The organism is Paenibacillus sp. SC116 (assembly GCF_024733555.1).
Taxonomy (GTDB): Bacteria; Bacillota; Bacilli; order Paenibacillales; family Paenibacillaceae; genus Paenibacillus_B.
The window spans coordinates 427415-452002 of sequence record NZ_JANIOF010000002.1 but is presented as its reverse complement, the minus strand read 5'-3'; the positions used below and the strand labels follow the sequence as shown (position 1 = coordinate 452002).

Here is a 24588-nt window from a genome sequence, read left to right as displayed (position 1 = left end):
CCTGCTGCCGTGCTCGCTGCTCTCTGGCAGCTTTTCTATCCAGCTTCGCTTCTCATGTATGCTTAGACATAATATAGATTGTTCACTAATACAGAGCTGAGACGGATACAGCACTGAATTAAGCTTCGGGTTTAGAAAGAGCAAATGTAAAGTCAGCTTCTGCTACTACTTTGTCTCCCACTTTAGCAACACCTCTGCCTTTGCCAACCGTCCCTTTCATGCGTGTAATCTCTACTTCAAGTTGAAGCGTATCGCCTGGAACCACTTGTCCACGGAAACGACAATTGTCGATACCGCCGAAAAACGCAATTCGCCCCCGATTTTCTTCTTTAATAAGCATCGCAGCAGCTCCTACTTGAGCAAGTGCCTCAACAATTAGTACCCCTGGCATTACTGGGTATCCAGGGAAGTGTCCAGCAAAGAACGGCTCGTTCATGGTGACATTTTTAATACCTACCGCACGTTGGCACTCCTCGATCTCAATAATTCGATCTACGAGCAAAAATGGATAGCGGTGAGGAATAATCTCTTGAATTTGTTGAATGTTAAGCTCCATGATAATTGGCTCCTTCCTGAATAAAAAAGCTTGATTAGGCAAATACTAAGAACGTCCTTCATCGACTGCAGGCGTGAAGGTTGAGATAAGGAGCTTCTTCATGCGGTTCTGCCGTTAATAAGAAGCTCTTTTCACTGCATTTTGACAAAATGGCACTGAATTCAATCTAATTATGTAACATACTCTCAGCAACGACTTAATGAATGGTATCCTTGGTTTGACTGTTTACCCTTATAAACTGTATTACATATAAGAGCGATGTAAAGTAAGAAAATCCGATTACGATCCACAAAGCTGTTACTGCATACTGCCACTGAAAATAAATCATGACAATTGCTGCATACAGCAGCACCGTCGTCAGCTTACCCATAGTATTAGCCGCTAATGTCTTCTTACCCCTCAAATAGAACCATAACGAGCCAAGAATCATACCTCCATCTCGAACAAGCATGGCGGCCACTGCCGAAATCGGCAAATCCTCAGACCATAGTAAAGAGAACATCACTGCCAAAATCATGAGCTTATCTGCAAGCGGATCCAACATCTTTCCTACAAAGGTGATCTCATTGCGCTTACGCGCTAAATAACCATCCAGTACATCGGTTAATCCTGCAAATAACCACACGACAAAAGCAATATATCGTTCTCCAACAAAGAAGAGCATTAAGTAGACGGGGATGAGCACAAATCGAATCGTTGTCAGAAAATTCGGTACATTCACCCCAAAACCTCCAGTAACCCCCATTTTCTTCTTTCCTTCAACCTATTATACATGCCCATACTCAAAAATAAAACCGCACAAAAAACACCCTGCAACACACGGGATTAGCACCCGAAATTGTCACAAGGTGTGTATTTGTCATTCATGAAACAATTAACCAAACACAAGATTATATACATGTATGAGAGGCTTTAGCGATAGTGCCTCTGATAACTCACCATTACCGATCACAACATAGCCAATAGCTAAACCGATATATGCCATAAGCAAGCAAAGCACCGGAACAACAACAAGTCGAAACACCCATTTTAGCGCAGTGGATTTCTTTCCGACATCGTTCGAGTTGGAATGCTGCCCACTCTTATTGTCTGGCTCTGTATTGGCAGAGGAAGGAGACTTGCTTCGTTCCAATCCGCCTGCTTCTTTATAACGATTAGAGCGGCTCAACGGTTGTGAATTCGCCATTATTCGCTCTTTCCCGTTCTCCATTAACTATTCACCTGCTTCGCTTTAGCCCCTCAGGCTGTTCGCTAATCCCCACATGGCATCACCAGAGGAAAGCGCCCGAGCTGCCATCTGATAGGCGCGCTGGGCTTGAATCAGATCCGCCATCTCATCCGTTAATGAGACATTGGATTTCTCCAGCATGCCTTGTCGCACCGTCAATGGCAACATACCATCTGGTGGAATATTCGTCAAGTTCAACGTCGTTACTACCGATTCTCTTGGTGTCCCTGCCGGAATGACATACAAATTGTCATCCGCCTGCATAAGCAGTTCGGGCTTTGTAGGCTCGACAATTTTTAATACACCCACTTGAATAGGATCGCCTGCGGCAACATTGTATTCAAATACTCTTCCAAGGGAGTCAATGCGCAGTTCAAATCCATTTCGTATTCGAATAGGTTGGTCATTTGCACCCATAACAACATGACCTTGCTTCGTCGTCAATATGCCCCCGGGCGCAACACCAGCACGTGCATCAGGCATAAGCTGAAATTGACCTTCACGTACGAAAGCATTTCCTTCTGCGGTTTGAACTTCGAACAAGCCGTTCCCTTGCAGCGCTATGTCTGTATCAACACCTGTTGATACGAGTTCACCTAGTGAGAAATCACGCTGAATGCTGTTCAATCTTGAACCATATCCTGTTGTATAACCAGATGGAGTAGCACGGCCTGGTCGTTCGAAATCTTCGCCCTGCTGAAGAACATTTGTCATGACATCAGCAAAAGTAGCCGTTTTCCGCTTGTATCCATTTGTATCTACATTAGCAACGTTATCCGCGATAACATCTAATTTATTTTGAAAACCATTCATCGCAGTCGATGCAGTGATCATAGAAATGTTCATAGTAACACGCTCCTATCCCGACTTATTTGTGACTATACACGACCAATCTCGTTTACGGTCTTCTCCAACGTCTTATCATAGAATTGAATCATCTTATGATTCGCTTCATACGCACGAAAAGCAGACATCATGTCTACCATCGACTGTGACGTATCCACATTCGAACGCTCGAGATAACCCTGTTCTACACGAACAAGTGTCGGGTCCACTACAGCTGCTTGATTATTTTCAAGACGGAAATTTCCATGTCCAGCTCGGATCAAATCATTCGGATTCTCTACGCGTGATAGCAATAAGCGTTGTCCCAAATCTGCACCAGTTCGTGCATTGAACATACGCCCCTGAGGATCTACGCGCAAATCCTGAATTGGCGTATCCACCAAAATGATTGGTGCATTATTAGCGCCCAGTACAAGTGCGCCGTCAGCAGTTACCAATTCTTGATCTTCATTTATCGTGAAGTGCCCGTCTCTGGTATAAAGAACTTCTTCACCTTGTTGAACGGTAAAGAATACTTCCGGTTTGTATGTTACGTTCCCTTGTTCATCGATGGACTTACCAGACGCATCGAAGTTCATACCCGGAACTTCAATATCAGATACGAGCGCAAAGTCCCCCATCTGCTTCGTCTGCATCAAATCTCCCTGCACAAACAGCATCTGGCTTTCTTCTCCGAACACACCCGTACCTAGCTGCCCAAGCTGAGCTCCTGCTGCTTTGTCACTGCCCATAAGACGAATCATCATTTCTGGGAATGAACGCATAGAAGTATGTACCGCTTTGAAACCCGGCGTCTGTGCATTAGCAATATTATTTGTAATCGTGTCATGTCGACGCTGCTGCGTGATCATGCCCGAAGCTGCCGTATATAATCCACGTATCATGCTACATCTTCCTCCCGCAACACCTTACCCTATGAGGGTACAAGGTATCGTATATAGATATATAATCTATATATCGGATTAGAAGCGCCTTTTCTTAACGACACGATCAAGATTGTCCAACATGATGCCTGTTCCTTTGACAACACAGTGCATCGGATCTTCTGCAATAAGCACAGGTACCTTCAGTTCATCTGCCATCAGCTCGTCTAAGCCGTCTAGTAAGGCTCCACCACCAGTTAAAATAACACCACGATCAATAATATCTGCCGATAGTTCAGGCGGGGTACGTTCCAATACCGACTTGGATGCAGCAACGATAGCACAGACCGGATCCCAAAGTGCTTCACGCACTTCTGCTGACGTAATGGAGACCGTGTAAGGAAGACCTGACACCATATCACGACCACGAATGTCCATTTCCTGCTTAGTGCCTCCAGGACGAACTGAACCAATCGTAATTTTGATATCTTCCGATGTTCGCTCACCAATAAGCAGCTTATATTTATGTTTAATATAACGCATAATAGCAGAATCGAACTTATCTCCAGCCATTTTAATGGACGAAGCCGTTACAATATCACCCATAGATAGTACAGCCACATCCGTTGTACCGCCACCGATGTCCACTACCATATTGCCGCTAGGCTCAAAGATGTCCATGCCCGCACCAATAGCGGCTGCCTTTGGCTCTTCCTCTAGGAAGACTTCCTTGGCGCCGCTACGCTCAGCTGCTTCTCGAATTGCCTTCTGCTCTACAGATGTGATGTTCGTCGGCGCGCAAATTAATATACGCGGATAGGAATACCATTTGCGACCGCCGACACGTTGAATGAAATGCTTTAACATTGCTTCTGTAACTTCGAAATCTGCAATTACTCCATCCTTAAGCGGACGGATAGGTATAATATTGCCAGGTGTACGCCCCACCATTTTACGAGCTTCTTCACCGACAGCTAATACACGTTTGCTATCGCTTTCAATCGCGACTACTGACGGCTCATCCAAGACGACTCCTTTCCCTTTCACATGAATGAGAACATTCGCCGTTCCTAAGTCAATTCCGATATCCTTGCTCAACATAGATTCGAGAGCCTCCAGATTCCATATTTCTTCTAAATTACGATCATTTCCGACCATTTCCAGCAATATATTTACTCGATAAAGATATCATATATTAAGCTCTCGGTTCAATGACTAATGAGAACGTGTACTATATATTTACGGAACGGACAAAGGCGTACTGCAGTTCACATGTAGGGAGTGAGTCAAGACTTGCCGGCTGCAAGCACCTCACGCTTTTTGCCAGTTGTCTTTTTGTATTTTATCTTAGTTGCTTCTCCTCCCCGCAGGTGGCGTACAGACTTATGGTATTCGAGAATGTGCTTGACTTGGTCCGCCAAATCCGGATTTATTTCCGGCAGCCGCTCGGTCAGGTCTTTATGCACCGTACTTTTGGATACACCGAACTCCTTGGCAATGGTGCGTACCGTATGTTTCGTCTCCACGATACAGCGGCCGATCTTTATAGTCCGTTCCTTGATGTAATCGTGCACGTTCCCGCCTCCCCTACTTGACTTAGTTTGGTACATTATATGAGGGGTCTTCCCACTTATGCTTTATAACCAAGCCTGACAAGCTTAGGGACATTGTAATTTTTTTCGAAAACAAAAAAAGAGCCGCCCCACTGAGGCAGACGCTTATACGCTACACTCGGGACAGCTCTGTTTATTTATTGATTTTTGGTAAGCAAAGTTGTCGGGTTAACAGGCTTATCATTTTCATACACACTAAAGTGCACATGTACGCCTAAGCCTTTCTCCTGCTCACTCGTTCCAGCAATCGCAATGGCATCACCCTTTTTAACAGCGTCGCCTTTTTTCACTTTTACGTCCGTCACACTTTGATACAATGTCTTAAGTCCATTGCCGTGGTCTAACTCTACAACATTGCCCATGGTTGGGTGTGCTTCTGCTCGAACCACTGTACCGCTCAATGCTGCCACTACATCAAAAGGCTTTTGATCTTTCCTAGCCAAATCAATGCCTACATTCGGTGTAAACGTTTGGTTATGCTGTACAACTGCCTTTTCTTGCTCCTCTTTCGTTGCATTTGCATCATAGAAGCCCATTACAACATCAACTGCTTTTGCATCTAGTACAGGCCAGCCAAGTACTTCGTTGCCCGCCATTACTTCTACAGCCTCGCCTGCTGTTTGCTCTTTGAGGCTCTCAGTCACGGACTTACCCTCTGTTTGAACCGCTGCTGGGTTCTGCTTCAGCTGCTGATTGGATCCTTGGTAGACCCATACTAACGTTAAGATAAGGGCTGCTGCGGTGACATACAAGGCTGGAAATACCCACTTCTTAGACAACAGCTTTCTCCATCCAGTTGTTGGAACCGCTGGAGTTCCTGAAAGCTTCGAATCTTCCATAGAGGACGGTTGCGTGCTAGACGAATTCATTTTTGAACCTTTTGTATTTTGGTTCTGTTCACTCATTGGTATCACCTCAGTAACCATTGTTACCGCGGCTTTTCCTTTTATACGTATTCATTTGATATTTTCTAAGTTTTCTAAGTTTCACGCTAGTAAGATACGAAACTAGTTAGATAATTAGCTTATCCCTTGCCAGTACGTTCAAGACTGCTTCGGCCAAATATCCTCTAGCTTCTTCAACTTTGCCCCCACATAATAGTAGGTTACAATCTGCTCAGCCTTGCTACCTTTGAGCGCCATTCCTTGCGCCCCATATTGGCTCATGCCTACTCCGTGCCCATAGCCGTATGAGATCAACAACACTTTGCCATCCTCCCATTTCCACTCTACTGAACTAGACGTTAACCCGAGGCGCTCGCGCAGCTGCCGACCGGTTAACTTGGCATCGCCGATGCTTAGCTCGGCGATGCGCTGGCCCTTCGTACGGGAGAGAACCTTAATGCTCTCCCGTAATGTGCGGCTTCCTTGTTCCGAAGCCGCATCCTCGTCCGCCGCGAGCGCCTCAAAAGCGGGAACGGCGGACGGAGCGACGCCTAGTTTGCGCAGCATATCGGTGGCATCGAGCTTAACCGTGTTCGTGAAGCGCGGAGATATAGCGCGATCCCACGGACTGGGCACACTTTGCAAATATGGTATTGGCGAAGTAGCCCAGTAGTCCTCTGCATTCTCAGTATGACCATTGCTCGTAGAAAAGTATGCCGCTTGAATCGGCTTATCCTCATAAGTAAGGATAAGCCCTGCCGTTTCATTAACCGCGCGATTCAGCTTCTGCTGCATCGATTTTTCACGCTCCGCCATTTTAGCTAACGGCTTATAAGCTTGGTGAGCGACTGAACCAAGGACATCGGCTCCTTGTGGTACACCGTCACTCTTAGCTTGCATAAGCCGACGGACAATAAATGTTCGCGCAGCAATCGCCTGTGCCTTGAGCGCTTCCAGCTCAAAGCGCTCCGGCATCTCTGCTGCTACAACGCCTCGCACGTAGATTTCCAGAGGAACTCGCTCCACCGTACCCTTGTCCGCCAAATATACGCGCACATAAGGAGCTTGATCACGCGGCTCTTCGATCTTGGCAGCAGCACTGGCACGCTCTTCTGATGAAACAATCGGTGTTCCTATCAATTTCTCACGATCTTGGCTTACTATTTCCTTGCGCTTTACATCCACATGTGATTGTTCTACTTGCTTATCTACAGGCACGGTCGCTCCCGTTTTATTGCCAGCTCCATACTTACTAGGCTCGACAATACTTAATGGCAGCAGTATTAGGACAAGAATGAGTAGACAAGCTCCTGCCATTATAAAAAGGAACTTGCGTCTCTTCTTTTTCCAGTGCCACGAATAGAAATGAATAGCACCTTTCGACTTAAGAGACCTTCCAAGCTTCCAACGTCTCGACATCTACCACCTCTCCTTTTCTACTTCCTCATCACTCTCGTATCATCAATTCTATTTTCAACGATATGCAAGATTAAGAGGAGCTAGAACCAATTAGGGCTTACCCTATAAACCTAACGTTCTATTTTTTCGCAAAAAAATGGAACCAAATAGATAACTTCTGCGTCTCTATAAATAGAGAGTTGCCGACATTATTTACAACTCCCCCCACTTAAATCTAACCATACAAAAAAAGCCGTCCCCTAAGGAAACGACTTTTCCATTTAAACAGTATTCAATCATGAATATACATCATTTACGCTAACTGCGATCATGCAGCTTACGCCATTGTTGACTTCACACGCGATGCATCGCTGCGTTTGATGCTTCCTTCTTCAGCAGCAGTAGTTGGCTCTGCATGTACACGCCAAATATCTGCACCTAGAGCGGACAACTTCTCAGCCAAATGAACATATCCACGGTCGATATGGTGCGTTCCGCCGACTTCTGTCGTGCCTTCCGCTACCAAACCTACACAGATTAGTGCCGCACCTGCGCGAAGATCGGTTGCAGTAACTTTAGCTCCTGTCAACTTCAATCCACCAGTAACGACAGCTGCACGGCCATCGACTTTGATATTTGCGCTCATCAGGTTGAATTCATCAACATGCATGAAGCGGTTCTCAAATACAGTCTCGGTAACAACTGAAGTACCTTCAGCTGCCAAAAGAAGTGCCATCATTTGAGATTGCATATCTGTCGGGAATCCTGGATAAGGCAATGTCTTCACATCTACAGCCTTAAGTGGTTTATCCGCAATGACACGGATACCATTCTCGTCTGGCTGAACCGTAACACCCATCTCTTCCATTTTGGAAATAACAGGACCTAGATGATCCGCGATTGCACCTTCCACATAAACGTCTCCGCCTGTCATCGCTGCAGCAACCATGTATGTTCCAGCTTCAACACGGTCTGGAATAACAGTATGCTCTGCTCCAAGCAGACGCTCAACGCCTTCGATACGGATAACTCCTGTACCAGCACCACGAACTTTAGCACCCATCTTGTTCAAATAGTTCGCTAGATCAACGATCTCAGGTTCACGCGCTGCATTTTCAAGTACAGTAGTACCTTCAGCAAGTGTGGCTGCCATCATGATATTCTCAGTTGCGCCAACACTAGCTACATCTAGATAAATTTTTGTGCCTTTTAAACGGCCGTTAATTTTTGCTTCAATATAACCTTGTCCAAGTCCAATTTCGGCTCCCATTGCTTCGAAGCCTTTCAAATGCTGATCAATCGGTCTTGATCCGATTGCACAGCCGCCTGGCAGTGAAATGCGTGCTTTGCCAGTACGAGCTAGAAGCGGTCCCATTACTAAGAAAGAAGCGCGCATCTTGCGCATCAATTCATAAGGAGCCTCATGAGAAACTAACGTTTCTGCATTGATCCTAACGGTTTCGCCTTCATAACTTAGGCTCGCACCCAACTTTTCAAGTACTTGATGTATCGTCTTTACATCCTCAAGTGGAGGAGCATCGTGAATAACACTGATGCCTTCTTCTCCGAGCAACGAAGCCGCAAGAATGGGAAGAACTGCATTTTTCGCGCCACTAACACGCACAGTTCCTTTCAGTCGCTTGCCTCCGCGGACGATAAATTTACTCATCCTATTTCCCTCCGCGCTATTTTTCCGCCCCATCTAATCTATATATCTGTAAATAATGGTACGTGTTCTAAATGTCCACCTAACATAATAACATTCTCGTTGAAAGATGGACAAGCGTAAATTTCGACAACAACATTCCACAAGTTTCTAGCGGTTATCACCATTGTTGACAACTACACCATATGTTATTCGACATTTTTCCATTTTTGACTAGATTAAAAAGCGAAGCGCATTCGTCCATGTCAAGTAATCAATGAAAAAACTTGCTACAGCACGCCCGATAATAATCGCCAACAAAAGACGAATAACCCTGCCCTGCGGGCCTTGAGGATACCTAATAAACAAGTCCAGCTTCACATGCTGCAAGGCCCACCACGAAACGCCAATACAAAGCAGAGCAATTACCATGTTCACAATACCGCTCATCCCGGCGGCCATAGATACATCTCGCAGCGTATCCTCCATTGCCTTTCCCCCTCATGCAACCTGCCATTGCTGTTTGATCCGTAAGGAGAATCACACATTCGTATTAGCTTCGTGCACTTCCTATTCTACATAATTACCAGAGCCAGTTCAAAAATACAAACCATAATCGCAATCGATCCGCTCTGGTCATAATGGAGCTAGGAGCTTCTGCCTCGCCCGATTGCAACGTCATTTCTTGATCAGCATTAAGATGAGAAAGCTTCGAGTTCAAAGAGTTCAATGTGCCCGACTCACTCGACATCCCATCACCAACTGATGCTGTTGAGGTTGCTGTCAGCTTATCCAGTTCTAAACGCAGCTTGTAAGGCTGATGAGAGAAAGCGGCATCCGCTCGAACTTGAATGTAATACGTACCTGGCTCTAACTTCGTTCCTGTGACCAGTTTCGTTTGTCCTCGATCATTCCGAGCACCTACAAGTTTCTCTTGCTTTTTCGTCTGCAGGCTCACATCCATTTTCCGCTCTTTCGGAATTTGACTGATGCTTAAAGAAGCATTTACAGGCTGAGTAACTTTGAATTGAAACCAGTCCTCATCCTCAGGAGCATGGATAACAGCTGAATAGTCGTACTGCGGCACAATCGAAATAGCCTCGTACATTTTGTTGTTAGGTTCATTAGGATCCGAATACTGAGGAAGTATCTCTACTTCCATTTTATAAAGTCCGCTTGCAGGTTCAGAACGAGATGTAACTGCATTTTGAATTTTAATATCGTATCTTCCTGGATTTAGTCCTTCCAAGATAACCGTTTCCGTCTCACCTTCACGAGTCTCGTCAAAAAATTGGGATTCCTTCCACTCCGTACTCTTCATTGTAATAAGTGGATCGATTCGTGCTGTTGTTGTCGTCACTTTCAATTTTAATGTCGTCTTCGTATCTAACTGAATACGATACCAATCGGAATCCCGTGTATGACTGAACGTGCCGACAATTTGCTGATTGCGTGCTGGCAGCATATGTGCTTTGTATTGTTCATCATTTGGCTCGAACGGATCTTCATAAATAATAAAGCGAGACGATATCTTGTACGCAAATGGCTGTCCAACAGTTGCTTGCTCCTGACGAATTCGGATGAAATGTTTGCCCTTTTTCACAGGGAGATTTACAGTTCGGCTTATTCCGCCATAATGCCTCACCTTCTGCGCCTGCTCATGTTCATGGCGTATTTCTACCGTTCCATTCCCCACGATTCGTTCCAGCTTCAATTGCAACGTTCCATCATAAGGAACATCCACTCGATACCAGTCGGAACGGCCATTATCATCTATATACCCACTTCGGCTCGTATCAATCGGGAAAACAACGGCTTTATTTTTAGTCGTATTATCCGCTCCCGCTTCACGCTTGATTGGCTCTTGCATGGCACGTTCTGCGCGCAGCAAGCCATATCCGCTTGACGAATCCCATCCCGCATCTTCCACATCTTCAGCCGTCATCCGCAGATGATCTCTGATCTGGTAAGGCTTCAACTCAGGATGCTTACTCCACAACAAAGCTACCACCCCAGCAACTTGCGGAGCAGCCATCGAGGTCCCTTCCTGCTCACGGGTACCTCCACCAAGCGCCGTCGTGTACACATGCCACGGTGCTACGATATCTACTTCAGGTCCGCGATTGGATCGTGCCTCTACACGATTGAGCGGCGTCACCCCACCAACCGCAAGTACAGTCGGGTAAGCAGCTGGATACTTAACGGCAGCACGATCTTCAAGTTTCATCGCATCGTTTCCTGTCGCAGCAATGAGCAGTACGCCTTTTTGCTCAGCATAATCAACGATATCCTGCATGTACTTCGAGTATCTGTAAAGGCCAACCGACATGACAACGATCTTGGCACCGTTATCTACCGCGTACAAAATACCTGCACCGAGCTTGTCTTCATCTCCATACCCACGTGAATCCAAAGCTTTGATAGGCATTACCTTCGTGTTCCAGCTTACGCCGGCAATTCCTTTAAAGTTATTCCCAACTGCAGCAATAACTCCTGCTACGCCCGTACCATGTCCATTATCATCCTTCGGCAATCCATCATGAAGCAGATTAATGCCTTTTGTCAGATTGGGCTTTAGATCAGGATGTTCCAAATCTACACCCGTATCGATTAGAGCCACGGTAAGATTGGAGCTGTTCATAGCTTGATTTTGACTTTGCAGATAATTCCAGGCCTTATCAACACCAGTCTGTTTCAAATAATATTGACGGTTATAATATTGATCGTTCGGCTCCACATGCGCTGCTAACGTCTGCACTTGTTGATTCGGCTCTACATATTCCACAGCAGGTGAGGCATGCAGCAATTTCATCCACTGCTTCAGTCCCATGCCTTCTGTAGGCTTCATAACCGAAATATTCATCGTTTCCTGCACACTCAACACATTGCTGTTGCTCACGACCTCAGGGTCAGGACTGCTTCCAGTCTTCCACTTCACAATCCAACCCGCTTCCTCGTTTGTATAACCCTTACTATACGAAGTCGCTAGCTCCACATTTGAGGAACCCGCTGGATGAGCGTCATCGCCCCAACCTAACTTCGAGTTAGTTGGACCTACACTACCTAGAATTGTCGTTAACAGCAGTACAACCACCCACACAAGGAGCATACTTCTACTAGATCGTTCCCACATTGATTTCACTTCCCATGATGTTCTACCCGATATTCAATATTCCAATGATACCTATCCAATCTCATAGGTTCGGATTATAAAAATTTACTGTTTCTCAACGATTAACTTCTACTTGCTATCTAACTAGCAGCCATATGGACAATACGATTAGGTAACCATTCTTCACAACATCGCCCAATCCTGTCTACCACTACGATTTTAGTACGATAGTCCTGCTTGTAGCTTTCATCTGGCATAAATCGTTAAGAATAGGCATCATTATATCATATTGCCAAGCACTATATCTCTTCTTTCAAAATGTGGTAATCATTTATTTTTTCTTCCAAATTACCGGTTCGCAGCAAAAAGCCTGAAACACATCATAGTACGAGTTACATAAGTTAAACGAAACCATTCATGTATCCTATCTAAGGTTAGCGGCTCATTCAACAAATCTAGAAAAGGATCATCCAGCATCCTTTTAGAGGACGTACTATCCATGTGTTCAGGCTACTGCTCCAGCTACTTATCATTAACACCGCATAGAGCAAAGTCAAACCTTACTATAAGAGGCTGCATAAATATCGTTCGCAAGAGATAGAAGTGTATTCACCCAAGTCATTAACTCATTCGGAAAAATGGCCAGTAGGATGACCGCCGCAGCGCTAAGCGCAACCACTGCACCCGAAGCGACAGATACGTGAATACGTTCCAAATTTGCAGATTCAACTTGCCCTTTTGATACTTCACTTTCAGTACCATGAACCTGAACGGTTTGTGAGTATGAACCACTTTCAGAATTACGCATAAACATTTGGCGAATGAATCCAAAATACACATAAAACGAAATAACACTCGTTACCATCATCACAATGGCAAGCCACAATGTATGTGTCGCCACTGCCCCTAGCAGAATGTAGAGCTTGCCAAAAAATCCAGCTGTAATCGGAATGCCTGCCAATGAGAGCACAAATATTGTCATCGCTACAGCCAGCCATGGCGCTTTATAATACAAGCCAGCAAAACATTTCAGTTCCTCATGTCCGGCCCCTTTGCTTACGATCGCTAGAATCGCAAAAGCACCAATAGTCGTGAACACATAAGCAATCAAGTAATACCAGAAAGAAGAGAAGCTTGAGCTATACCACACAGTAGGTTGAAATATATTCAAACCTACTGGAACAAGCAAATACCCAGCATTAGCTACACCTGATAGAGCGAGAAGACGCTTCACCTTCACCTGTCGAAGCGCCATCGTTGTCCCTACAATCATAGAGAATGCAGCAATGGACAATAGAATGAGTGACATATCCTCGTTAAGGATAGCACCCGCAGACGAAGGGTCTCCAAATCCAATGACGGAATGAAAGCCAAATAAAATATGGAATACAAGTCGGAATAATAACGCAAGAACAGCTCCCTTAGATACGACAGATAAGAAGGCTGCAATCGGAGTTGGGGCTCCCTCATATACATCTGGTGACCAAGCATGAAAAGGAGCTGCCGCTATTTTGAAACCGAAACCTACAAGTAGAAGCAGCAGACTGATATATAGGAGAGGAAGAAGTTGACCCGCATTCTGGGCAAGCCTCTCCGCTATTTGGCCCAGATGAGTCGTCCCTGTCATCCCGTATAGAAAGGACATTCCATACAAAATAAATGCAGATGCCGTACTGCCTAGCACGATATACTTAAAAGCTCCTTCGGTTGATCGGCGATCCCGCTTACGTATCGCCACTAATAAGTAAGAACTAATACTTAACAATTCTAAACCAACAAACAGCGTAATCAGATCAGCGGAAGATGCCAGTATGAGCCCACCAAGCACTGCTGGCAGCAGTAAATAGTAGTATTCGCCGCGATGCTGAATTTCAGATTCACGGATATGGTCAATGCTCATCCCGATAACAAGTGCAGTTCCAATTAACAGCACAACCTTTATCAGCAGCCCGAAATCATCGATCCGATAACTGCCTCCCAATAGTTCAACCACACCAACTTTATGGCCAGCACTGGCGTCTTGATATCGATCTACTAGTGTCCATATCACAGAACCTAACGACAGCAACACCGCAGTAAGAGATATTCCACCGATCCAACTGCGATTGACACGGCGAGGAAGCAGCAAGTCCACGATAGACATGACGATAACGGCAATCACGAGCGTCAGCTCTGGTGTCATTAACAGCAGATCGCTCCCTTGCAGCGGTTGAAACAGTTGTGAACTCATGCTCTTACCTCCCCGCCCGGATAATATGAATAATATGCTCGATTCCTTGCTCAACTGGCATAGTAACAAGGGTTGGAATTACACCGATCAAAATAATAGCGAGCGACAATACAACAACTGGCACTGCTTCGACAGCTTGTGTACCTTTAAGCTGAGCAAATCGCATATCTAGTGGTCCGTACGTTATTGCCAACACTCCGCGCAAGACATATACAGCACTCAAGATGATGCCAATACCTCCTGCAATGGCTGCCCAAGGCAGTTGGCCATACAAGCCTAGAAGAGACAACAATTCCGCCATAAATCCCGACAATCCTGGAAGCCCCAGAGAAGCTAAACCTGCCAGCAGCAGCACTGCACTTAAGAATGGAAGTCGCTTCGCTAATCCACCCAACTCATCGATGCGGCTCGTTCCTGTTCGTTCCAACAAGCTGCCTACTAACAAGAAGAACAAGGCTGAAATAAAGCCATGCGAAACCATTTGTAAGACAGCCCCTTGCAAGCCAATATCGTTCATCGCGGCAATTCCAAGCAAGACAAATCCCATATGACTGATGCTGGAGTAAGCCAGCAAGAGACGCAGTTCTTTTTGCACATAAGCAAGGACAGCTCCATAAATGATGTTAACAAGGCCAACAATAGCGAGTACGGTCGACCAAGAAGCAAATGACTGTGGCAGCAAAGCTACGCCGAATTGAATAAGTCCATAGGCGCCCATCTTCAACAGCACTCCTGAATGAAGCATGACAACTGGTGTTGGAGCTTCCGTATGGACGCGCAGCATCCAAGTATGGAAAGGGAAGATCGGGAGCTTAATGCCAAAAGCTACAATGATTAAGACAAAAGCAATGGTCCGCCAAGCCTCCGACAAATAGAAAGGATTGAAGCTGCTCGCTGGCCCAGGCAGCGTATTGACGAAAGATTGCTCATTGCCTAGCTGACGAATCATGTGGTCAAGGTCACCGCTGTATACGAGATGCGGCGGCGTCTCTGTTTCTACATGCACAGCGAGACCTGCTGTTGCAGTTAGTATAAGAAAGGCTACCAACAGCAAGGCAGAGCCTAGACCATTGTAAACAAGGAAGCGATTGGCCGCTTTTTCACGTTTGGCAAAGCCCCATATTCCAATCAAGAAAAACATCGGCACTAGTGTCCATTCAAAAAATAAGAAGAACAAAAACAAATCTCGTGCCATAAACACACCCAACATACCTACTTCAAGCAGCAAAAACCATATGTAATAGCTTTTCACGCGCTGCTTAATCGTTAAAGAAGCCCATGCAGCCATCGCCGTCACAATGGTTGTCATTACCACGAGTGGAAGTGACAACCCGCCGATGCTCAAATGGTAATCAATCTCGAATGACCACGACTGAAGAAACGGCTGCATTGCCTCGATATTTAATGGTATGGAGATCCAGTTGTATCGCTCGATTAAGCTGCCCCCTTGCCCTGCCACATTCACATTTACATAGACAAAAAGAGCTAACAATAAAGGCAGCAGAGCAGTTGCAATCCCGATACAGCGAAGCAGCTTCAAACGATCACGAGGTACAAAGCTAAGCAATAATACGCCAACTAGCGGTGAAAATGTAAGCAAGGTTAACCACGGCACCATCTACCACACCCCCTTTCCGAGCAGCAGCAGCAAAAGCAATAACGCGGAGAAGCCATACAACGAAAGCAAGCCATAGGACTGCAACTGACCATTCTGCACCCGTGTAAACCATTTACCGAATTGAACCGTAAAGTTGGCCGTACACCGAACAAGTCCATCGATAATATAACGATCAAAAATGTACAGCACCTTTCCTAACCCTTTGAGAGGATAGGCAAAAAACAGTGTATACAGCTCATCCACATAATATTTGCGCTCAATAAGATGGTATAGCGGCTTTATCACGTTGCTCCACCGATCTTCCCGAACCCCCTTCGGCCCATAAACGACATATCCTAGCCCAATTCCGCTCAATGCAACAAAGGTAGAGATGATGATCACAATCAAGTTTGTATGGTCACTAGCCGCCTCTCCAGTAAGCCATGTTTCGAAACCGCTATTAAATGGCGTATAAACGAAGCCTGCCACCACTGCAAGTATAGCTAGCACGACTAGAGGAATAGTCATCACTGCTGGAGACTCGTGAATAGTAGATTCCGTTTCTTTATGTACATTGCTTGATGAGCCAGGCTTACTTCTAACACCATCCGCTGCTCCACTTGCTCCTACTGTTGTTTCCAATGTTGATGATGCGCTCGCTCCTGTGAATGCCATAAAAAACAATCGAGACATATAAAATGCCGTCAAAAATGCGGTTATCACACCAACTACAAATAACAGCTTATTGCTTTCCCAAGCGATACTCAGAATCGCATCTTTTGACCAAAAGCCAGACAATGGCGGAACTCCAGATAAGGCCAATGCACCGATGGCGAAGGTCCATGCTGTTATTTTCATACTGCGGCCACGCCCGCCGATGTGAAAAATATTTTGGGTATGTACTGCATGAATGATACTGCCTGCTCCAAGAAACAATAGCGCCTTGAAAAATGCATGAGTGAACAAATGAAATATGCCTGCTGTAACAGCGCCCAATCCTAGCGCAAGCATCATATAACCTAATTGGCTTACCGTTGAATACGCTAGTATTCGCTTAATATCCCGCTGAGCAATAGCGATTGTCGCGGCAAATATCGCCGTAAATCCCCCAACAGAAGCCACGATTAACAGTGCTGTCTGAGACACTTGAAATATATCAAATGCCCGAGCTACCAAATAGACACCCGCCGCCACCATCGTAGCTGCATGGATTAATGCCGAAATCGGTGTTGGTCCTTCCATCGCATCAGGCAGCCACGTATGAAGCGGGAACTGACCTGACTTGCCTATTGCCCCTAAAAAGATAAGCGAAGCGATCCAAGTCGCTAAACCTGCTGATATCCCGTATTGGGACATCGTTTCCGTACTAGCAAACACTTGAGCGATTGTCTGAAAATCCAGCGCATGGTTCGGCATGTGCCAGAACAAGATCAGAATAGCGATAAGCAGGCCAACATCCCCGATTCGCGTCATAATAAACGCTTTCTTTGCCGCAGCACGGGCGGCTGGCCGTTCATACCAGAATCCAATCAGGAGAAAGGAGCATACTCCCACTAGCTCCCAAAATATATACAGCTGCAGCAAGTTGGGCGATATAACTAATCCGAGCATTGAGAACGTAAACAAGCCTATATATGCAAAAAATACAGATTGCCGCTCATCATCTGCCATATACCCTTTGGCATAAAGATTGACGAGTGTGCTAACTACCGTAACGATGACAAGCATAAGCGCATTCAAGTTGGTCAGTTCATAACCGAGCTGAAAATGGACTGCACCAAAGCTCAACCAATCAAAGTTTACCGTGTACACGTCTGTATTCGCCGTCAGTCTTTCCAAAAGTATTAGAATGGACAAGACACAAGCAATCAATGAGCTGCCGACACCAATACATGCTGCTATCCCTTTAACCGCACACCTTGCCAACGTCAGCAGAAGGAACGCAAGTAATGGGAAAATGGGCACCGCCCACACATACTGCGCATAGACGCTCTCCATATCGTCACCCTCCTTTCCGGTTAGTTTCGCAGTTCATTTAACTCATCCACATTCGTCGTACCTCGATTGCGGTATAAAGCAATTAAAATTGCAATGCCAACGGCTACCTCAGCTGCAGCAATCGCGATGTTAAACAACGAAAACACTTGTCCTTTCAAGCTGGGAACGACCCCATACTTCGAGAACGCAATCAAATTCAAATTAACCGCATTAAGCATCAACTCTATCGACAGCAGTACAATGACAGCACTGCGCTTCGTCAACACCCCGTATAGCCCAATACAAAATAAAATAGCAGCCAACGTTAAGTAGGAAGCCAGCATCGAACTCATTACTCCGCCCCCTCTCTAGTTGCAGAGCCGACTACTTCGTTTTCCTCCGCATCGTCATGCTTAGCCACAACGATTGCTCCGATAAAGGCAACTGTTAGCAGTACAGACAACAGCTCGAATGGAATGACATGTGCAGTGAAAATCTGCTTGCCTAATTCCAACGTATTGTCCTCAGCAAGCGGCCCCGCTGCGGGCACCGATGGGAATGAAGTGCTGCGAATAGCAAAAAATATAGCGCCAAAAAGAGCTAAACAGCCGATCGCAGCTAATATACTTTTCCATTGAATACGAGGTGACTCTTCTAACTGGTCATGCTTGGTCATCATAATGCCGAATATCATCAAAATGGAGATGGCCCCCGCATAAACGAGAATTTGGACGGTCGCCACGAATTCCGCCTCAAGCAGCACATACACACCTGCTAGACCAATAAACGTGAAAGCCAGCGACACGACCATGTGTATAATTTTGCTGAAGTTCAACATGAATACAGCTCCTGATATGATGCATACAGCCAATATGAGAAATACTATCGAATGACCGTTCCACACAAAGCTAAGATCAAACATCCTTTTTTCCGCCTCCCTTCGGAAGCATTGAAATGTTGTCATAACGAATTAGTTGATTATTGCCATTCAGCCACTCTCTATCTTTGAACAACGTATCGCGGCTGTAAGTAGCCAACTCAAAGTTGTTCGTCATCATAATCGCCTCTGTCGGACATACTTCCGTACACAAATCACATAAAATGCATATTTCGAAATTGATATCGTACGTATCAATAACTTTCCCCTTCTTAGTAGGGTCTGGATGCGGCTTGCCAGTCAGTGTGATGCAATCCGTTGGGCAAATGCGCGCACAAGCATTACATACAATACATTTATCAGGATCAAAATGCTGGACTCCTCGGAATCGCTCAGGCATCTGCATTGGTACATCAGGATAGGCATACGTAACTTTTTTGGATGTCATGGCTTTCAGGGTGACCGCCAATCCTTTAAACAACCCTTTCACAGACTTCCCTCCATTCACCTGCTTCTTCCTTAAGCGCTTACTGTGTGTTGAAAGCTTTCATATTGTGAATCTATTTCACGACCAATTCGATGTACGCAGCTGTGACAAAAATATTGATTAGCGCAAGCGGCAGAAGCACCTTCCAGCCGAAACTCATCAATTGATCAACACGGATACGCGGCATCGTTGCACGCAGCCAAAATAAGAAAAATACAACGAACAGAAACTTCAACATGAACCATAACAAACCAGGGATGAAGTCCAGTATCGCGAGCGGTGGATGCCAGCCGCCCAGAAACAGAACAGTCGTTAAACTAGCAATCGCGAACACATACACATACTCCGCCAACATGAAGAAGGCAAACCTGAATCCGCTGTATTCCACGTGATAGCCCGCCACCAACTCCGATTCCGCTTCCGGCAAATCAAAGGGGGTTCGATTCAACTCAGACACAGCTGCGATCATAAACACTACAAAGCCAATGATTTGCGGGAGCAGGTTCCATTCCCAAAAGTTATTGCCCTGTGCTTCTACAATCTTGCGCAAGCTTAAGCCACCACTAAGCATGACGACGCCTACTACAGATATGACCAGTGGAATCTCATAACTTATCATTTGTGCTGCTGAGCGCATGCCCCCGATTAAGGAATATTTATTGTTGGAGGCCCACCCACCCAGAATAATCCCAATCGTGGACAAGCTAGAAAGAGCTGCATAATAGAGCAACCCTACATTTAGATCTGAAAAATACAAGGAAGGTGTGTACGGGATAACCGCTAAAACTGCAAAGGCAGGTACGAATGTAATAATGGGAGCTAGTATGAATAGGGTGCGGTCCGCTTTTTGCGGGATGGTATCTTCTTTGATGAGGAGCTTTAATACGTCTGCGACAGATTGGAGCAATCCTAAGGGACCGACACGAGTTGGACCATGTCTGAACTGCATCCAGCCGATTACTTTGCGCTCGAAATATATCGCATAGGTAACGAATCCTAACACGATAAATAGAAACACGATTGCCCAGCCAAGGAAAATGAGGCCGTTCTGCCAAGTTAGTGCCTGTTGAAGCAACTCAGTCACTAGCAATCCACCTCCCCAACTACGATATCGACTCCACCAAGAATCGTAATTAGATTGGTCATCGACTGACCAACGAGCAGTTCCGGCAATATTTGCAGATTCACGAAAGAAGGCCTGCGGAACTTCAAACGATACGGTTCTGCCTTGCCTTTCGAAACGATGTAGCAACCGATTTCGCCCCGAGGCGATTCAATCCGAGCATATACTTCACCAGTAGGTGGACGAATGACACGTGGTACTTTACCCATAGTCTCGCCTTCGGATGGGAACTGATCTACCGCTTGTTCCAAAATACGCAAGCTCTGTACAATTTCCTCGATTCGAAGCAAATAGCGATCATAGCAGTCTCCGTTGTAGGAAAGCGGCACATCAAAGTCAAAGCGATCATAAAGGCTGTATGGCTCCTGCTTGCGCAAATCCCAATTCACGCCTGTACAACGTAAATTAGCACCGCTCAAGCCGTAGGCAATCGCTGTCTGTGCATCGTATTTGCCTACCCCTTTAATCCGCGCGAGGAAAATCTCATTTCCACTGACCAACTTGTCGTATTCTTTCAACCGCTTGCGCATATAAGGGATAAAGTCGCGCACCTTATCGATCCAACCACTCGGGGCATCCCATTTGACGCCTCCTACACGCATATAATTGTAAGTGAGTCGCGCACCGCACAGCTCATTGAATAGATCAATAATGATTTCACGATCACGGAACGCGTACAAAAATGGGCTCATCGCCCCGATATCCAGCAAATACGTGCCCCACCAGACCAGATGACTAGCAACCCGCTGCAATTCCATAACAATTAGGCGCATGAATTCAGCCCGCTCTGGGACCTCGATGTTCATCATCTTCTCCACAGCATGAACGAGCACATAATTGTTCGTCATCGCAGAGACATAATCCATCCGATCGGTATACGGAATAATTTGCGTGTAGTTCAATTGCTCCGCCAGCTTCTCTGTGCCACGGTGCAAGTATCCCATAACAGGCGTAGCTTCTTTTATGATTTCACCATCCAGCTTCAGTACAATACGAAACACGCCGTGCGTACTTGGATGCTGAGGTCCAACGTTCAATAGCAATTCCTCCGTGCGAATCAACGCGATTACACCTCCGAATCTGAGGGATCATAATCTTTACGTAGTGGATAACCTACCCAATCGTCTGGCATCATGATGCGCCTTAAGTCTGGATGTCCGGGAAAATCAATCCCGAGCAAGTCATACACTTCACGCTCATTCCAATTCGCCGTTAGCCACAAATGAGTTACAGAAGGTATCGACGCTTGCTCCCGTTCGGTTTTCACATGAACCGCTATTTCTCGCCTTGTTTGCAGACCAATTAGATGATAAACAACCTCAAGCTCATCCCCTTGATCAACACCGGCTAAATTTCTCAAGTAATCGCATGACCAATCTTTATCTACTTGAAACCAATGAGCAACAGCAAGCCAATGCTCCCTTTTTACTGTTATCGTTGGCAATTGTCCGTTCACTTCGTTAATTACAGCTTCTTCTACAGCATCTTCCGCGATATCGTGCTTTAACTGCTCGACTAAATGATCAAGCTTGGATTGAGGAGTATCTTCAACTTCTACGTGTTCTAGTTGATCTGGCTTATCACTCATCTGCTCGTCACTCGTTTCCCCGTCTTGGCCTCATATCGTATTTTCTCTTGCAGCTTATTAATCCCATAAATTAAAGCAGCCGGGTTTGGAGGACAACCTGGAATGTACACATCTACAGGCACTACCTGATCGACACCATTTACAACCGCATAGGATTTCACATAGGGACCTCCAGCTGTTGCACATGAGCCCATCGCAATAACCCACTTTGGTTCAGGCATCTGATCGTACAAACGACGCAGCAGCGGTGCCATCTTCTTCGTTACTGTACCAGCAACAATCATCACATCCGATTGACGGGGAGACGTGCGAAATATAACCCCGAAACGGTCTAAATCATAGTGGGAAGCGCCTGTCCCCATCATCTCAATCGCGCAGCAAGCAAGTCCGAATGTCAATGGCCACAGCGAATTGCTGCGGGCCCAGGCCTTTAACTGCTCCAACGTTCCCATAAATACATTGCGCTCAAGCTCGCGACGATCATCAGCTGATATCGAATCTAACGCGAATTCCATTTCAACACCTTCTTTTTCCAGGCATATATCAATCCTACAAGCAGCATGGCTACGAATATGAGCATTTCAATTAACGCAAATAAGCCCAAGTGATTGTAAGCGACAGCCCAAGGATATAAGAAAACGGTTTCCACATCGAAAATAACAAACATCAACGCAAACAAATAATAACGAATGTTGAATCGGACTTGTCCTGCCCCCACAGGTATATTCCCACTCTCATAAGTCGTCATCTTCGTCGCCGTTGGCCTACTCGGCCGTAAATACCGTCCAAGCGTTAGTGCAGCAATAGGCAGTAGGATACCTAACGCTATAAAAATTGCTACAATGACGTAATTGTTGAAATAGGCCATAATCATCTCCTCCGTCTGGCAAATAAGTACATTCGTTACTTGCCCGTCGTTCATCCCACATAGAGATAGCCAAACAAGCCACCTATTAAGATGTATATGAAGTTCGCCCAAAATGAGAATACAATCTTCGCTTGAAAACAATGTTTGAAGGGAGCTTAGATAGTTGAATAGTTCTCGCGATAATGCTGTGGCGAAATACGGATAATGATTTATAAACAACTCGTGTTTGTGTAATAAGGAGAGGGTTAAAAGAATGAAAGGAGGTCATTTCACTTTTGGAGACAAAAAAAAAGGACCGCGGCTACCACCCGCGGTCAATGGAGGATGAGGAAACTACCTTACAACCAACCTACTGCAACGTCTGACCAAGAAGTAAGTTCTTAACTGATAAGGGGGGATAATCCGTTCTCAATTTTGTCCTTGAGAATGATTATCAATATTAACTAAACTCAGTATATGATAATCTTTCTCAATTGTCAACACATCGGATTGATCATTTTTTAATTGATTATGATGCGAGTAAATGAATGACCTTCATTAGTATTTTACCTTCTGTATTTAGTCTTTGTTTGTTTATGGTATAATTATGTAAAAACTTACATTGAGGTGAGTGAGTTGACTCTATACTATAAAGAATATGGACATAAGCACGCTCCCCTTATGGTATTTATTCATGGTGGCGGAGTGAGTGGATGGATGTGGAACAAACAAATCGAGTATTTTAAACACTTTCACTGTTTAGTTCCTGATTTGCCGGAACAAGGGCTAAGCAACGGTGACTGTCCATTCTCTATCAACACTAGTGCAGAAAAAATCATTTCGTTAATTGAAGAAAAAGGGCAAAGGAAAACGATTATAGCTATCGGCTTTTCTTTAGGAGCTCAAGTATTAATAGCTATTCTTAGCAAGAGACCAGACTTAATCCAATACGCCATGATAAATAGCGCTTTAGTAAAGCCCATCTCCTATGCAAAAATGTTTACAAAGTCTCTAGTGGTTATTTATCCCCTAACTAGGAATAAAACCTTTTCCAAAATTCAAGCCAAATCCATGTACATAGATACAGATCTTTATGAAACTTACTACAATGAGAGTGGTCGTATGAGCAAGAATACCTTCACTAGAATAATGAACGAAAACATGTCTTTTACTATCCCAAAGAGCTTTGATCGGGCTAACGGCAATATTTTAGTAACGGTTGGCGAGAAAGAAAAGAAAATGATGAAAGACTCTATGATTGAAATCATTAATAGTAACCCTAAGTGCCGAGGTTTTGTTTTTCCTAAAATGGGTCATGGCGTGTCTTTAGCAGAGCCTGAGCTTTTCAATCATGTAGTTGAAAAGTGGATTCAACAAGATGCCTTACCCCTATCGCCCACTGATTTCATTCATCCGAGTTAAACTGTCTCTTATTTCATACATACAGCTGCACGACTGATTTATAGCCATCCTATTCTCAGGATGGTTATTTTTATTCCCCCTTTGCAATATTCCATGGCTACTTCACTCCATTTCCCCTTGTTCCTTTTTTCACATAATGTTCACAAATGTTATCCAAAACCCACTTGAGAATCTTTTCACATGGTATATACTATGGATATGTAAGAGGTTGTGATTAATATCACATGAAACGCCAGACAACGTAAGTTCACACTTTTTATTTAGCTTAATTAGTGAATGTTTTCACTTTCGCTAA

General features: G+C 45.1%; 24 protein-coding genes. 1 reads left to right on the top strand and 23 read right to left on the bottom strand.

Annotation, left to right across the window (positions count from 1 at the left end):
* Window positions 1-118 precede the first annotated feature (118 nt).
* From fabZ to NQ117_RS13665, 23 genes are all read right to left on the bottom strand, one after another.
* Complete coding sequence (gene fabZ, locus NQ117_RS13775) at window positions 119-556, bottom strand: 3-hydroxyacyl-ACP dehydratase FabZ (protein ID WP_258278599.1); 438 nt, start codon at window positions 554-556, stop codon at window positions 119-121.
* Between the two features lie 196 nt (window positions 557-752).
* Window positions 753-1277, bottom strand: a complete 525-nt coding sequence (locus tag NQ117_RS13770; protein ID WP_258278598.1) for a CDP-alcohol phosphatidyltransferase family protein — start codon at window positions 1275-1277, stop codon at window positions 753-755.
* A 153-nt stretch (window positions 1278-1430) separates the two neighbouring features.
* Entirely contained in the window at window positions 1431-1766 is a 336-nt protein-coding gene (locus tag NQ117_RS13765; protein ID WP_258278597.1) for a DNA-directed RNA polymerase subunit beta, read from the bottom strand.
* Window positions 1767-1787: 21 nt separating this feature from the next.
* Window positions 1788-2630, bottom strand: coding sequence for a flagellar hook-basal body protein (locus tag NQ117_RS13760; protein ID WP_258278596.1), 843 nt, complete (start codon window positions 2628-2630; stop codon window positions 1788-1790).
* Window positions 2631-2662: 32 nt separating this feature from the next.
* Window positions 2663-3514: a flagellar hook-basal body protein gene (locus NQ117_RS13755; protein ID WP_258278595.1), complete on the bottom strand. Its 852-nt coding sequence runs from the start codon at window positions 3512-3514 to the stop codon at window positions 2663-2665.
* Between the two features lie 78 nt (window positions 3515-3592).
* A complete protein-coding gene (gene mreB / locus NQ117_RS13750; RefSeq protein ID WP_258278594.1) occupies window positions 3593-4594 on the bottom strand; it encodes a rod shape-determining protein in 1002 nt (333 codons plus the stop codon).
* A 185-nt stretch (window positions 4595-4779) separates the two neighbouring features.
* A complete protein-coding gene (spoIIID, locus tag NQ117_RS13745) occupies window positions 4780-5067 on the bottom strand; it encodes a sporulation transcriptional regulator SpoIIID (RefSeq protein ID WP_028593821.1) in 288 nt (95 codons plus the stop codon).
* Between the two features lie 176 nt (window positions 5068-5243).
* Complete coding sequence (locus NQ117_RS13740; protein WP_375163078.1) at window positions 5244-5945, bottom strand: peptidoglycan DD-metalloendopeptidase family protein; 702 nt, start codon at window positions 5943-5945, stop codon at window positions 5244-5246.
* Window positions 5946-6149: 204 nt separating this feature from the next.
* Window positions 6150-7409, bottom strand: coding sequence for a stage II sporulation protein D (spoIID, locus tag NQ117_RS13735; RefSeq protein WP_258278592.1), 1260 nt, complete (start codon window positions 7407-7409; stop codon window positions 6150-6152).
* Between the two features lie 316 nt (window positions 7410-7725).
* Window positions 7726-9057, bottom strand: a complete 1332-nt coding sequence (gene murA, locus NQ117_RS13730; RefSeq protein ID WP_258278591.1) for a UDP-N-acetylglucosamine 1-carboxyvinyltransferase — start codon at window positions 9055-9057, stop codon at window positions 7726-7728.
* A 210-nt stretch (window positions 9058-9267) separates the two neighbouring features.
* Window positions 9268-9522, bottom strand: a complete 255-nt coding sequence (locus tag NQ117_RS13725; RefSeq protein ID WP_258278590.1) for a DUF1146 family protein — start codon at window positions 9520-9522, stop codon at window positions 9268-9270.
* A 94-nt stretch (window positions 9523-9616) separates the two neighbouring features.
* Window positions 9617-12166: a S8 family peptidase gene (locus tag NQ117_RS13720; protein ID WP_258278589.1), complete on the bottom strand. Its 2550-nt coding sequence runs from the start codon at window positions 12164-12166 to the stop codon at window positions 9617-9619.
* Window positions 12167-12698: 532 nt separating this feature from the next.
* Window positions 12699-14375, bottom strand: a complete 1677-nt coding sequence (locus NQ117_RS13715; protein WP_258278588.1) for an NADH-quinone oxidoreductase subunit N — start codon at window positions 14373-14375, stop codon at window positions 12699-12701.
* A 4-nt stretch (window positions 14376-14379) separates the two neighbouring features.
* Window positions 14380-15993: a complex I subunit 4 family protein gene (locus tag NQ117_RS13710; protein WP_258278587.1), complete on the bottom strand. Its 1614-nt coding sequence runs from the start codon at window positions 15991-15993 to the stop codon at window positions 14380-14382.
* Window positions 15994-17970: an NADH-quinone oxidoreductase subunit L gene (nuoL, locus tag NQ117_RS13705; RefSeq protein WP_258278586.1), complete on the bottom strand. Its 1977-nt coding sequence runs from the start codon at window positions 17968-17970 to the stop codon at window positions 15994-15996.
* A 20-nt stretch (window positions 17971-17990) separates the two neighbouring features.
* Window positions 17991-18302 carry an NADH-quinone oxidoreductase subunit NuoK gene (gene nuoK, locus NQ117_RS13700; RefSeq protein WP_258278585.1) on the bottom strand — a complete coding sequence of 104 codons (312 nt, stop codon included), beginning with the start codon at window positions 18300-18302 and terminating at the stop codon, window positions 17991-17993.
* On the bottom strand, window positions 18302-18871 hold the full coding sequence (locus tag NQ117_RS13695; protein WP_258278584.1) for an NADH-quinone oxidoreductase subunit J: 570 nt from the start codon (window positions 18869-18871) through the stop codon (window positions 18302-18304). The genes nuoK and NQ117_RS13695 overlap by 1 nt, the downstream gene beginning before the upstream one ends.
* Window positions 18864-19316 carry an NADH-quinone oxidoreductase subunit NuoI gene (nuoI, locus tag NQ117_RS13690; RefSeq protein WP_258278583.1) on the bottom strand — a complete coding sequence of 151 codons (453 nt, stop codon included), beginning with the start codon at window positions 19314-19316 and terminating at the stop codon, window positions 18864-18866. Before nuoI ends, NQ117_RS13695 begins: the two co-directional genes overlap by 8 nt.
* A gap of 70 nt (window positions 19317-19386) precedes the next feature.
* Complete coding sequence (nuoH, locus tag NQ117_RS13685) at window positions 19387-20397, bottom strand: NADH-quinone oxidoreductase subunit NuoH (RefSeq protein ID WP_258278582.1); 1011 nt, start codon at window positions 20395-20397, stop codon at window positions 19387-19389.
* Window positions 20397-21497, bottom strand: coding sequence for an NADH-quinone oxidoreductase subunit D (locus NQ117_RS13680; protein ID WP_258278581.1), 1101 nt, complete (start codon window positions 21495-21497; stop codon window positions 20397-20399). The genes nuoH and NQ117_RS13680 overlap by 1 nt, the downstream gene beginning before the upstream one ends.
* Before the next feature lie 5 nt (window positions 21498-21502).
* The gene (locus tag NQ117_RS13675) at window positions 21503-22024 is read right to left on the bottom strand and encodes an NADH-quinone oxidoreductase subunit C (RefSeq protein ID WP_258278580.1); all 522 of its coding nucleotides are present in this window, start codon (window positions 22022-22024) and stop codon (window positions 21503-21505) included.
* Window positions 22021-22539, bottom strand: a complete 519-nt coding sequence (locus NQ117_RS13670; protein WP_258278579.1) for a NuoB/complex I 20 kDa subunit family protein — start codon at window positions 22537-22539, stop codon at window positions 22021-22023. Before NQ117_RS13670 ends, NQ117_RS13675 begins: the two co-directional genes overlap by 4 nt.
* Entirely contained in the window at window positions 22524-22892 is a 369-nt protein-coding gene (locus NQ117_RS13665) for an NADH-quinone oxidoreductase subunit A (protein ID WP_309137881.1), read from the bottom strand. The genes NQ117_RS13670 and NQ117_RS13665 overlap by 16 nt, the downstream gene beginning before the upstream one ends.
* A gap of 615 nt (window positions 22893-23507) precedes the next feature.
* Here NQ117_RS13665 and NQ117_RS13660 point away from each other — a divergent pair.
* Complete coding sequence (locus NQ117_RS13660) at window positions 23508-24293, top strand: alpha/beta fold hydrolase (RefSeq protein WP_258278578.1); 786 nt, start codon at window positions 23508-23510, stop codon at window positions 24291-24293.
* Window positions 24294-24588 lie beyond the last annotated feature (295 nt).